The 12,222-nt window shown below is 37.8% G+C and carries 15 protein-coding genes; 3 read left to right on the top strand and 12 right to left on the bottom strand.

Annotated elements, in window-relative coordinates; all coding sequences use genetic code 11:
- Nucleotides 1-37: 37 nt before the first annotated feature.
- The gene (locus tag ACQKKO_RS13475) at nt 38-622 is read right to left on the bottom strand and encodes a YpmS family protein (protein WP_498648005.1); all 585 of its coding nucleotides are present in this window, start codon (nt 620-622) and stop codon (nt 38-40) included.
- A gap of 171 nt (nt 623-793) precedes the next feature.
- Here ACQKKO_RS13475 and ACQKKO_RS13470 point away from each other — a divergent pair, with 171 nt between their 5' ends.
- A complete protein-coding gene (locus ACQKKO_RS13470) occupies nt 794-973 on the top strand; it encodes a hypothetical protein (protein WP_203086257.1) in 180 nt (59 codons plus the stop codon).
- Between the two features lie 42 nt (nt 974-1,015).
- Here the strand turns inward: ACQKKO_RS13470 and ACQKKO_RS13465 are convergent, their stop codons facing one another.
- Complete coding sequence (locus ACQKKO_RS13465; RefSeq protein WP_203087454.1) at nt 1,016-1,099, bottom strand: YjcZ family sporulation protein; 84 nt, start codon at nt 1,097-1,099, stop codon at nt 1,016-1,018.
- Nucleotides 1,100-1,347: 248 nt separating this feature from the next.
- Between ACQKKO_RS13465 and ACQKKO_RS13460 the strand changes: the two genes are divergently transcribed.
- The gene (locus tag ACQKKO_RS13460; RefSeq protein WP_498648003.1) at nt 1,348-2,292 is read left to right on the top strand and encodes a peptidylprolyl isomerase; all 945 of its coding nucleotides are present in this window, start codon (nt 1,348-1,350) and stop codon (nt 2,290-2,292) included.
- Nucleotides 2,293-2,326: 34 nt separating this feature from the next.
- On the opposite strand, the gene ACQKKO_RS13455 is transcribed toward ACQKKO_RS13460, so the two are convergent.
- The 7 genes from ACQKKO_RS13455 to ACQKKO_RS13425 form a co-directional block, all read right to left on the bottom strand.
- Complete coding sequence (locus ACQKKO_RS13455) at nt 2,327-2,599, bottom strand: sporulation YhaL family protein (RefSeq protein ID WP_498648001.1); 273 nt, start codon at nt 2,597-2,599, stop codon at nt 2,327-2,329.
- Nucleotides 2,600-2,661: 62 nt separating this feature from the next.
- Nucleotides 2,662-3,627, bottom strand: coding sequence for a 3'-5' exoribonuclease YhaM (gene yhaM, locus ACQKKO_RS13450; protein ID WP_498647999.1), 966 nt, complete (start codon nt 3,625-3,627; stop codon nt 2,662-2,664).
- Between the two features lie 108 nt (nt 3,628-3,735).
- Nucleotides 3,736-5,154 (bottom strand): sensor histidine kinase, encoded by a 1,419-nt coding sequence (locus ACQKKO_RS13445; protein WP_498647997.1) that lies wholly within the window; start codon nt 5,152-5,154, stop codon nt 3,736-3,738.
- A complete protein-coding gene (locus tag ACQKKO_RS13440; RefSeq protein ID WP_479827260.1) occupies nt 5,151-5,834 on the bottom strand; it encodes a response regulator transcription factor in 684 nt (227 codons plus the stop codon). The genes ACQKKO_RS13445 and ACQKKO_RS13440 overlap by 4 nt, the downstream gene beginning before the upstream one ends.
- Nucleotides 5,835-6,297: 463 nt before the next feature.
- Nucleotides 6,298-6,825 (bottom strand): GNAT family N-acetyltransferase, encoded by a 528-nt coding sequence (locus ACQKKO_RS13435; protein WP_498647995.1) that lies wholly within the window; start codon nt 6,823-6,825, stop codon nt 6,298-6,300.
- Nucleotides 6,826-6,950: 125 nt separating this feature from the next.
- A complete protein-coding gene (gene blaI, locus ACQKKO_RS13430; protein WP_498647993.1) occupies nt 6,951-7,346 on the bottom strand; it encodes a penicillinase repressor BlaI in 396 nt (131 codons plus the stop codon).
- A 19-nt stretch (nt 7,347-7,365) separates the two neighbouring features.
- Nucleotides 7,366-9,117 (bottom strand): BlaR1 family beta-lactam sensor/signal transducer, encoded by a 1,752-nt coding sequence (locus ACQKKO_RS13425; RefSeq protein WP_498648294.1) that lies wholly within the window; start codon nt 9,115-9,117, stop codon nt 7,366-7,368.
- A gap of 169 nt (nt 9,118-9,286) precedes the next feature.
- On the opposite strand from ACQKKO_RS13425, the gene bla reads away from it, so the two are divergent.
- Nucleotides 9,287-10,225, top strand: a complete 939-nt coding sequence (bla, locus tag ACQKKO_RS13420; protein ID WP_498647991.1) for a class A beta-lactamase — start codon at nt 9,287-9,289, stop codon at nt 10,223-10,225.
- 134 nt (nt 10,226-10,359) lie between these two features.
- Here the strand turns inward: bla and ACQKKO_RS13415 are convergent, their stop codons facing one another.
- The 3 genes from ACQKKO_RS13415 to ACQKKO_RS13405 all read right to left on the bottom strand — a co-directional run bounded on the left by ACQKKO_RS13415 (nt 10,360) and on the right by ACQKKO_RS13405 (nt 12,192).
- Complete coding sequence (locus ACQKKO_RS13415; RefSeq protein WP_498647989.1) at nt 10,360-10,776, bottom strand: hypothetical protein; 417 nt, start codon at nt 10,774-10,776, stop codon at nt 10,360-10,362.
- 48 nt (nt 10,777-10,824) lie between these two features.
- The gene (locus ACQKKO_RS13410) at nt 10,825-11,685 is read right to left on the bottom strand and encodes a Cof-type HAD-IIB family hydrolase (protein ID WP_498647987.1); all 861 of its coding nucleotides are present in this window, start codon (nt 11,683-11,685) and stop codon (nt 10,825-10,827) included.
- A 156-nt stretch (nt 11,686-11,841) separates the two neighbouring features.
- Entirely contained in the window at nt 11,842-12,192 is a 351-nt protein-coding gene (locus ACQKKO_RS13405) for a YlbF family regulator (protein ID WP_498647985.1), read from the bottom strand.
- Nucleotides 12,193-12,222 lie beyond the last annotated feature (30 nt).

The raw sequence follows: 12,222 nt of genomic DNA, 5'->3' as shown, positions 1-12,222 counted from the left end.
AGGCTAGAAACTGTATGTTTGTTTCTAGCCCCTCTATTTAATCCCTGTTCATAAACATTTCTACTTGAATCTCATCACGAGCTAAGTCAAACTCAATCACTCTAAATGAATAAAGGTCATCGAACCGCGCATCAGTTAATTGAACCTCAATAAACGATTCAGATGGATGCACAACAATCCATTCAGGTAATTCTGTGTGATTCTTCACCAGTTGCATGGCTTGTTCTGATGGAATCGACAAGAATCCGAATGAAAGAGAATCGGCTTGAAGAAGTAAATCTCCATTATCTGCTACCTCAGGATCAAAGTTAATAGTGATTGGGATCGACTGTCCTAAAAAACGAAACGTTGACTGAAATTCAACCGTGTCTGATAAGAGTTCAACTGTGTAAGGCGTTTCTTCTTGAAGTTCACTTGTCGCTTCCTGAATGAGTTCATTCAGTTGTGCTTTCGTCGAACGGATTTCCACGAGACCTTGTTCATCTGTTAGCTCACTTTCGGTATATGGCACGTCTTCGGCCTCTGGTAAAATGCTCCTCATCATAACAAACAGAGCAATAATAGCAACAACTACAATAACAGCTAAAACAATAAACGCTACTTTCCATTTGTTTCTTATCATCACCTCAACCACCCTTCTTTATGTATGATACGGGTAGTTCGGACTCCGTGTAAAGGCTTGTCCAAATGCTTGCAGTAATAGAAAACTAGAGAAGTTAGATCATTTTTCTATCTTTTTCTTAGCTTTTTTGATAAAGTTTAAGATAATACAAGGTTAACAGGAGGCAGTCTTATGCTCTTCCCTCTTATTATGTTTGCGGTCTTTATTCTTTACATCATTAACACGATGGCAGATGCGTTCTGTGCAAGAAGAGAAGTTCCGACCGAAAAACAGGCGAAAGTGTTTCGCGTAACAAATATATGTCTAACGATTCTTTTGACATCTACGTATGTAAAACTGTTTTTCACTTAAAAAGGTGAGGGGGCAACCCCTCACCTTTTCTAGATTTCTAACTTAGTAAACCCAAGAAGCTCCAATGATCACTAAAAGAATAAATAGCACCACGATTAACGCAAAACCATTATTGTAACCAGACATAATGAACGCCTCCTTTATTCTTTAGAAAGCATCATGAAGCAAAAGACCTTCATGCGCTTTGTTAATGTATACTATGCACTCCTGCACAATTGGTACTGGGCTAAAGCCTTTTTTGCCCAATATCGTTTTTTTGGAATGACTTTCTATTCATATCCTCAATATGGTATAGTAAGGGTTGTGTTGACGGCTGATGGAAGTTGGACAAGTTAGCCATAGTGATGAGATTACAACTTTGAGGAGTGTACGTAATGAAAAAAATAATTGTAGCGATTGCAGGATTAGCAAGTATTGCGGTTTTTTCAGCTTGTAATAATGAAGCTGCCCCAGAGGATGCCGTTGTTAAGGTAAATGGCACAGATATCACTGAAGCAGAATTCGTTGAATCACTAAAAGAAACAGCTGGAGAACAAAATTTACTTTCCCTCATTCAACTTCAGCTATTAAATGATAAAGCAGACGAGATGGGAATTACTGATGAAGATATCGATCAAGAAATCGAAAAATTCAAAGAAAACTTCGGAGCAGAATCCGATGAGGATTTGTTAGAAGTCATTACTATGCAATCTCAAGGTCAAGTTGTGCTTGAATCAAGAGATGAGCTTATTAATGAATTCATTAAACCTCAGCTTGTTATTGAAAGACTTGCTTCTGAAGGTGTGGAAGTGACCGAGGAAGAAAAGAAACAAATGTATGAAGATCAAGAAGAGAGCTACCCTACACAAGTTCACGCTCGTCACATCTTAGTAGAAGACGAGGATGAGGCGAACGATCTAAAGGCTCAACTTGATGAGGGTGCTGACTTTGCTGAGCTGGCTGAAGAGAATTCAACCGATGCAGGCACTGCACCAAGTGGCGGCGATCTAGGGTTTTTCCCTGAAGGTCAAATGGTTCCCGAGTTTGACGAAGCAGCTTTCTCATTAGATATTGATGAAATTAGTGCCCCTATTCAATCTGATTTTGGCTATCACATTATTCAAGTGTTAGAGCGTCGTGATTCATACGAGGACTATGCTGAAGCGATTGAAGACATGTTAATACAGCAAAAGTCTAAATCGTCTGCTGACGTCTTCTCAGATCTTGTAAAAGAATCTGATATCACGATTGAGGATTCTCGTTATGAGGATTTGCTAACTCCATTTGAGCAAACGGATGAGGAACCTGCTGAAGAAGAGGAAGAAGAAGCACAAGGATAAACAAAAAGGATGCCGAGATGGCATCCTTTTTTCATTATGATTTACTTTCTTTCTTTTGTCTTGCTTCTTCAAGACGTTCCATGTACACGTGACCCTCTTGCTCAATCCACGCTTGCTCCTGTCGTTTATCTTCAAGAAGATATTTAAGGCTAAAATATCCACTAATCACAACACCAAGCATGACTACGTATATCCACCAAGGATCTTGTGCAAGAATGGATAACACATTAGTTTGAGTTGTGATAAACACAATCACTAAAACAACTAAAAAAGCGATGGCTAGTCTTTGTTTTAACTGTTCACTCATTCGGTTTTCTCCCCCCGCTTGTCTACTTGATAGATTCTATGAGAGAAGAAGAATGATTAGAACTAGCTATTCTCGTCTAGTGGAGGTGCTTGAAAGCTCGGCTTGTAAAAGCTACGATTTTCAAGTGGCATCACTCGTTCAGAAAAAGCACCTGGCATCACTCGATCAAGCGCCCGGTCCATCATATTAATCTTTGCATCCACATTATCAATCAGATGTAACACTTCTGCTTCACGTATGATTGGAACCTTAGGGCTTCCCCACTCACCTTTACCATGATGACTTAAAACAAGGTGTTGAAGCACAGTCACTTCTTCTCCTTCAATCTTAAGTTCTCTGGCTGCAGCATCAATTTCATTTGATATGATAGAGATATGACCTAGAAGCTTTCCTTCTAGTGTATAGCTCGTATCAATTGGCCCGGATAATTCGCGAACCTTTCCCAAATCATGCAGAATAACGCCTGCATATAATAGGTCTGTATCTAAACTTGGATAAAGCTCAGATAGATTTTTGGCCAGTCTTAGCATCGACACTACGTGATAAGCTAATCCCGAGACGAATTCATGATGATTTCTGGTAGCTGCTGGTGATTCTAAGAATTCCTGCTGGTGCTTCTTTACTAAATGCCTTGTAATACGCTGTATATTAGGATTCTTCATTTCAAAGATAAATTGAGTTATTTCTTCATGCATATCCTCAGATGAAATAGGAGCTGAGCGAACAAAATCACTAATCTTTACATTATCAAGGGCTGAAACAGGGCGAATGCTTGATAGTTTCAACTGGTTACGTCCACGATAATCGATCAAATCTCCCTGCACATAGATTAATGCTCTACTTGCGTAGGCTGCTTCATCCTCAGGCGAGGCACCCCAGAGCTTTGTTTCAATATCACCGGTCTTATCACTCAGAATTAACGTCAAAAAAGGCTTGCTGTTACTTGCAATACTTTTTGTGGAAGACTTAATTAGAAAATAACTTTCCACCTTTTCTCCGACCTGATAATTTCGTATTCCTTTGCTCATTCCGTCACCTCTTTAACTTGTCATCAACGTCAGTATACCATACCCTCTACTACTCATTACACCAAAAATACAAGAAAAGACCAAAGCAACAATGCCCTGGTCTTCTTACTAATCTGTTTTTTTCTCTTTTTTACGATCTCTTTTTTTAGACTTTGATACCGTATCAACTAACTCTTCATACGTCTCATTTGGGATCGTGATCACAAAACGTACACCCTTTTCTGTGTTCTCAACCCGAGGTGATCCATGATGAAGCTCTGCAATTTGTTTCACAATCGCTAAACCAAGTCCAAATTTCCCTTTGTTACCTTTATAAAACGGCTTAAACAATTCTTTAATCTCATTGTCATCAATCGCTTCACCATTGTTCTCCACACTGATGGTAACACCTGTTGTGTATGGTTCTGCTGATATCCAAATGCTTGTTTCTGCATATCGCAATGCATTTTCAACTAAGTTTTCAAGCAAAACTTCAAGCTGATCCACATCTCCATTGATTTCAACCTCTGGAGAGACCACATGAATGGTGACATCCTCACGTTGATAGCGGAACCGCTCTTCAATTTGATAGGCGAGGCTACCAAACACAAACGTGCTTCGTTTTAGCTGGTTCTGCTTCATTTGCTCAAGCTTTGTAAAATAGAGCATTTCAATGACGCGTCGCTCCATGCGATTTGCTTCTTCGGTGATGACTTCCATCGTCTGCTCCAAACTATCCTTAGGCATAATACCATCTTTAACGGATTGAGCATAGCTTTTAATCACCATAATTGGTGTTTTTAACTCATGCGACGTGTGCTGGATGAACGTTTTCTGTGCTCGGTCATAGCTATTCAAGTTTGATCGCATTCGCTCAAATTGAGTAGACAGTCGTTCAAAGTCTTCATCGCCCTCCAATTGAAGTGGCTCCTGCCAATCCCGGTTTGCAATTTGATCAAGGTGATTCCCAAGAATCGTTAAAGGCTGTTGTAAGTAGTATTTTAACCAAATCGCTGGTAAAAGGGCTAGAACACTCGTAAGCATCAATAAATAAAGAAGGCGTTCCCACAAACGATCTACCATCGAATTACGATATTCATCAAACATGTAGGAGATCAAATAACCAGATTCATTTGACTCAGGGTTTTTTACCTGGCTAATCACATAAAAGATGGTCGCGTCACCAAATTGAATCTCATATCTGCCACGCTGCGGCTCTTGATTCACAGCATTTGTGACCATTTCCACATATAATTCATTTGGTGGTGGCGAGCCATATTGCTGACTAATGGATTCAGGATAAACAAAATGACTGACAGCTCTTGACTGATTTTGTGCGTCAATGAATTCATATTGATTCGCTGGCGGATTAAAATCCGTAGGACTGTTAATGTTTTGAGCCTGAATTTGCTCAATCATACGATAGGTTTCTTCCGTTAACGTTCCTTTGATCGATAATGGATAAACAATCGCAATGGATAGTCCAACCAGCAGAATAAGCGATATAAAGGCAAGCCAAATCCGCTGTGTCAGATTAACCTTTATCATGAGGATAGGATCCTGTACCCATATCCATAAAGTGTCTCAAGATGAATTCGATTCATTTTTTTACGAACTCGGCGAACGACATCATCAACGGCGCGTTCAGAACCAAAGTAATTTTCGCCCCAAACAAACTCAATGATCTTCTCACGAGAGAATGCTTTCCCAATATCCCCTGTTAAAAGAAGAATTAAGTCCATTTCTTTTGTCGTCAAATCTACAAGCTCTTCTCCAGAAGCTAATGTATCTGTAACTGTACGTCCGATTGGATCGATCAAATATTGATTAAGCTCGATCTTTTTCTGTTCCTGTGTGGACGTTCCATAAATACGATTCAGAATCTTTTTCGCACGAATAATTAACTCCTGTGGAAGGAATGGCTTCGAAAGATAATCGTCACTACCCATTTCAAGTCCCAACACACGATCAAGATCCTGATCACGAGCTGAAATGAAAATAACCGGACGATCTTCTTTTTCTTTAATGGCCTTAAGTAACTGATATCCATCTGTTCCTGGCAGCATAATATCTAAAATCCACAAATGAGGCTTGTCCTCAATCGCCTCAAGCGCATCATTTCCATTATCAAACACCTTTACATTCCAGTTCTCTTTTTCTAAATAAGCTCGAAGTACAGCTGATAAGTTCTCTTCATCTTCTACAAGGTACACCAAATATTGTTCCATTGTTTAAGTCCTCCTTTTTCAACAAACATCATATCATGTAATCATATAATAGCTATATCTACCTATTTTAACCCATTAAACCACTGATCGCGAGTTTCGATGACTTTTTACGAAATGTACCACAACATTTACATGAACCGTGTGTAGTTTAGAAGGGGTTTCCTGAGGCTTTGAATAAGAGGATTGAGGAAAGGAGGAATGAGTACAACACGTGGAATCCCGCTGCAAAGCGTAGAACCTATTTTATATTTATTCATATCTAGCTCTCTTCTGTTGATTGAAATAGAGAGCAAGTCAAAATAGTGACAGTGCTCTCCACTGTAATGTAAATTAGTTTAATCTATTGATTGCATGAGCAAACTCCCAATATCTCTCGTCTCTCGTTCTCAATCACGATATCTACTATCATCTGAATGCATTTCGATCTACCCTTTTTAATAATCCTTTTGATAAGTAAGCAAGTTTAGATTTTACCTTCTACAACCTTTAACATGATTATATCTTTTTGTATTTCATCACCTAAATAAAAAGAATGAAAACCACTCTGTATAAAGCCCTTCTTTGAATAGAATTGTATTGCTTTTTCATTTCTTTCCCAAACAACTAACCATATTTTTTTCATATTTAACTGTAATAATATTTCTTGTGAATGTTCAATTAAATATTTTCCTAAGCCTTTACCCTGGTAGATTTTTTTGATGTAAATCCTTTCTATTTCCAAGCATTCAGGTCCAATATCTTTTGTTTGAGCATCATTATAATTAATCTTAAGATATCCAGCTATCTTATCATTCATAAATATGAAATAAAATTCTGTGTTCTTACAAGAAATTTCAATCTCTAGTTGATTCAAACTAAAAGCTTTTGAAAGATGAAGCTTCATATTTTCATCAGTATTTTGATCTTTATACGTATCAATAAACGTTTCTATGCTTACCTCGCGGAGTAAATTAACATCTTGAATTGTACATTGTTTTATTTCAATGTTCACTTTTTAACCCCTTCTTTCTCGCTTTTGGTCTGAAATCTCTAAAAATCGAAAACTCCTGAAATATAAGATCAATGAAGCAGTCATGATTTACAGGGATCCCATTGAAGTTAGATTAGAAAATCATCCTAATTATTTGTTTCATTATCTTTTACGTTTTTATCTAACATCGTGCGAAGTTCGTTGATTTCATCATTAGATAACGTTTCTTCCTCTATGAATTGAGCAAGCATGGATTTTAATGTTCCTCCATATATTCGCTTTATAAATGATTCGGTCTCTGCACGCCGACACTCTTCCTGAGTGTAGAGAGGGAAAAAAGTGTAAACTCTTTGATTTTTATTCACTCCAACTACATGTTTTTGAACCAAACGATCCAAAAGAGTTCGAATGGTTTTTGGCTTCCAATCGGTATTCTCCTGTAAAGAACTTATAATATCACTAGCTGTTTGAGGAGCTTTAGTCCAGAGTACATTCATGATCTCCCACTCTGATTCAGATATATTAGGGATGTTTATCGCCATATTTATCACCTTCAATTACTTAATAAATTCTTAATTCTTCCAAAATTTGTAATGTCATTTCTACAGCCTTACTTCCTGAAGCTTGATCTTCGTTCTGTAGATTAGTGGCAAAGAAATAAGTATTATTCGCCGTCTCAACATACCCGACAAACCAACCATTAATGTCTTTTCCATTTACTGCTCCTGTTCCAGTTTTTCCGGATATTCGAATATCTTTTTTCTCTTCAATGAGTAATGATTCCTTGACAGTTTGTATATGGAAATCTTTATACCCTAATTGATTATAATAAAAGGCTTGTAACAATTGTACTTGCTCAATTGGAGATATTTTTAATGAAGATTCTAGCCAGTATTCACCTAACCCACCTGATATATCAGAGTTCCCATAGTTTATATTTTTAAGGTTAGATTGTATTGAATCAAACCCCATTCTATAATCTAATTCTTTGAAGTACCAGTTTACAGATTTTTGTAATGCAGATGAAACATCTTGATCCTTGTTCCAATCCTCAAAAGGTTGCTTCGTTCCATCCCACATAAGGGTTGATTCCTCGGGAGCTATCACCTCTTTTTCTAATGCAAATAGGGCACTGTAGATTTTATAAGTGGAATTTGGTGATACACGTAATTTACTTTTCTCCTCATTATAAAAGTGATATTGTTGAGCATTTTGATCAAATAGTACAAAGCTTCCCTCGTACCCCTCAAAATGTAACTGCAAATCCTCGTTAACTGCTCTATCGTAATCGAAATAGTATCGATCGTTCTGCGTTGAAAAAGCAGATACTACTGGCAATTGAACGAACATTACCAAACTCGCTACAAAGTATATAAGAACATTTTTACTTCGTGTTTTTTTAAAGCTTGGTTTAAAGACAGAAATTCTTTCAATTCTTTTTTTGATTTGACTTTTTGAACCATTGATTTTAGTTACTAAATGTAGTTTTCTTGAGCGCTTCGAGGAATCTATAAAATTAATAATGGTATTACCGTATGCACTAAATGAGTGTTCATCTAGTAAGTATAAAACAGATTCATCACAGGCAATTTCTCTATCTAATCTCATTTCTCTGAAAGCAAACCATATTAAAGGGTTAAACCAATAGATGATTTGATAAAAAACTATCACGTAATTTATCATCAAATCATTATTTTTATAATGATTTAGTTCATGAAGAAAAATGTATTCGTAATGTTTTAAACTGAGCCAATTTTCATGTTGAGCAGGTAACATGATATATGGTTTAAATTGTCCAACGATCATTGGAGACTGAATTTGTTTTGATCTGAACATTGTGATTGATTTCTTAACCCCAACCCTTTTCTTACATTCTTCAAAAAGCTGAAGAACTTCTTGGTTCGCAAAGACTAAAGAATGTTTCTTTATCCTTCTAAGTGTGTTCCATCCCAAAATCATATTAAACGTAAATAGTAGCACGCCCAATGTCCATAATACCAAAACAGTGATACTAACAAAGGATAGATCTAGACGATTTACAGATACCGAGAAGTCCTGAATAAGTTTAAGCCCTTCTACCATATTTGTTCTCGTTAATTCCTCATTCGAATGTAACGTGCTCATACGATCTGTACCCCTTGCATCAAAGAGAGAACTAGAACTATATATATGAGTAGGAATAAATGGAAGTAGCAACATAATTAATAGGAACATCCATAAATGATAACGCCATTTTGCTGTTAGTTGTTTTCCAAACCATTTTTTTATAAATAGTATGACAACGATGGAAAAGGTAGACACACATAATGCCATTATAAAATGATTTAAAAACATAGCTTTATAACACCAACTCTCTTGTTCTTAGTCGCAACAAAAATTTCAATTGACTTCCTTTGATTACACATGTAATATCATATCAAAAGCAAAACAAGACTACAAATGTAATCTTGTTTTAGAATTAAACTATTTGGAGGTAAACATCATGAATAAAAGACATTTTTATTACATGCTAGTATCAGTAAGCTTAGTTTTTATCATCGCAGGTTGCTCAGGGGAGCGGCAGCAGGACAAACAGCAAGTAGAACTAGGAAGCCAAAGCGTAAACAATTCTTTTGAAGATATAACTTTAAAAGAAACGCCCAAAGAGTCCTTTGAACAACTTGAGAAAGAATATGATGCTAGGCTAGGAATCTATGCAATAGACACAGGAACGGAAAAAATGATTCAATTTCGTGAAGACGAACGCTTTGCATACGCTTCTACAATTAAAGCTTTGCAGGCTGCTATTCTATTAAAAGAAAATCCGCTATCAGTACTTGATGAAGTAAGGACATTTACTGCGGAAGATATTGTTACATATTCTCCAATTACTGAAGAATTCGTGGACGAAGGGATGAGTTTAGGAGATATAGCCAAAGCAGCTGTTCAATATAGTGATAATACAGCAGCAAACCTTCTCTTTGAAGAATTAGGAGGACCTGAAGGCGTTGAACAAGCGTTACGAGATAGTGGAGATACTACCACCATGGCTGAGCGTATAGAACCAGAGTTAAACGAAGCCGTTCCAGGAGATTTACGAGATACGAGTACCCCAAAAGCACTCGCAACGAACCTAGAAGTTTTTGGAGTCACTGAATATCTTCCTACTGAAAAACAAGACATTTTCAAAAATTGGTTAAAAGGAAACACTACAGGGGATGCTCTAATTCGAGCTGGTGTACCAGAAGATTGGGAGGTTGGAGATAAAACTGGAGCCGCTGGATATGGAACTCGAAATGATATAGCGATTGTATGGCCACCAAATCGTGACCCCATTATTATGGCTATCCTGTCTAGTCGCGAAGAAGAGGACGCCAGTTATGATGATGAATTAATTGAGAAAGCTGCAGAAGTAATTGCTCATACATTTCATAATGACTAAAAGAAACAAAATTAGATTATTAAAGTGCTTCAAATGGAAAAGGAAAAGGAACTATATAATTTATTGTTGGTTCTCTCCTCCACCCACCAAAAAAACCAGCCCACTCCGGCTGGTTTACTCTTTCCCATATATCTCTATAAAATAGCCAATGCCGTCAACGCCGCTAGTGGGAATACTAGGCGTCTCCAGCCGTAAGGACGTGGACGTGGATAGTATGGATAATATCCTGGATAGTACGGCTGATATGGATAACCATAGCGTTCTTGCCCGTTCATCATTTGTTGCTGTTGCTGCTGTTGTTGTTCTTGTTGCTCCTGCTGCATTCCGGCCATTACTTCATACATACTCATGAATTGTCCTTGCTCATCCACCGGCACCATCATGTAGACGTGGTTGTCATCCACCATTTCAACGACACCTTCATAATTCATTCCATTCGCTTGCATGGTCACGGCTTGATTCATATGTTGCTCACACATTTCCTTCATCTGCTGCTGATAAGTAGCTTGCTGATCCATGGCAATCGCCTCCTTTTTTCTTAGTCTATTCACCCATGCCCAATTGGTGCATTCGAACATACTCCGAAAAAAAACAGCCTCTTATTTGAGACTGTGTCGATCCAGGTTTATGCGCAGCTGCTTTCTGAATACTTCATGGATCATATACGAGACCCCGTCTTCATCAACAGAGCGCGTAATCCAGTTTGCTTTATCCTTTAGTGGTTTTGGAGCATTCCCCATTGCCACACCAAGGCCAGCCATTTGCATCATTTCAATGTCTTCTTCAAATGCACCAATCGTAATTAACTCCTCGTTACTTACACCTTTGCGGTGGCAGAGCCATTGAAGAGCTTTTGCTTTTGATACATCTGAGGAAACGATGGATAAACGATCTTTACCAAGGCGCTTCACCAGAACGTCATCGTTTTGTTCTGTTAATAAGTCAAGCGCTTGTTTTCGTTGGATCGAGGATTCAAATTGAATTTGCATAGTCAGAGGTCCTTGACCCTCATCCATCACATAATTATATAACGAATCAACGTACGTTAACGGATAGTATAATTGATCGGTTGTACCAAGTGTCATTTTCGCAATGAGCTGATTTTTTTGCTTTTCTTTACTCGTAACTGCATGTGTTTCATACATTAAATGAGTTCGGCAGCGAAAGCGCTCAAGCCCTTCCATCATATTCATGACACTAGCTTCTGGAATCTCTTTAGACATGAGCTTTTTCTTTTTAGTCTCACTCACGTAAGCTCCGTCATGTGCAATTAAGTAGCCATCAATTTTTAAGCTTTTAGCAATTTTTTGAGCAGATAGATACGGTCTTGACGTAACTAAGGCGATATCTACTCCTTTTTTTGTTAAGTATTCCATCGATTGTCGGGTAGATTTACTTAACTTTGAATTAGATCTGAGTAGTGCACCATCAATGTTTACTGCTAAAAAAGTATACGTCATACATGCCTTCTTCCCCTCTTGTTGTATTCTCCATTGGTGTCTCTTAGGAGGCTCGTCGTATCTGATTTAGCATATGTAGTCCCGTCCCCCATCAGAACATGAATGTAGAGAAAGCACAAAAAATCCCTCCGATTTCTCGGAGGGAGCTTCTCTTACTTATTGTTCTGGTGTACCGTAAATTTCTTCTAATGGCTCTGTGATCACTTTGTTAATGTCACCAATGATGACGCTAAGCTGTTGCTCCGCTTCCATCAATTTAGAAATTAGTTCGTGCTGTTGAACAAGCTCAAATTGCTGTTGTGCTTGTTGTGCTTCTTCCTCTGAAATTTGAATGCCTTGCATTTGCTTCTGTTGAAGCTCAAGCTGCAACTGACGGAAGTTGTCCAACATTTTTTTAGCAATCTCATCTTCGTTGATTTGATTGTGTAGAGATTGAAGTGATTTGAACTCGTCACTTTCTGCTAATGCTTGCTTAAGTTCTTGCGCTTTGTCTTGAAGTTGTGCCACAGTTAATTCCCCCTCTTAATAGTCTACACG

The sequence above is a fragment of the Alkalihalobacillus sp. NPDC127517 genome (assembly GCF_050276055.1).
In the GTDB taxonomy this organism is placed as follows: Bacteria; Bacillota; Bacilli; order Bacillales; family Bacillaceae_D; genus Alkalicoccobacillus.
This window is presented reverse-complemented; position numbering and strand designations above follow the sequence as displayed.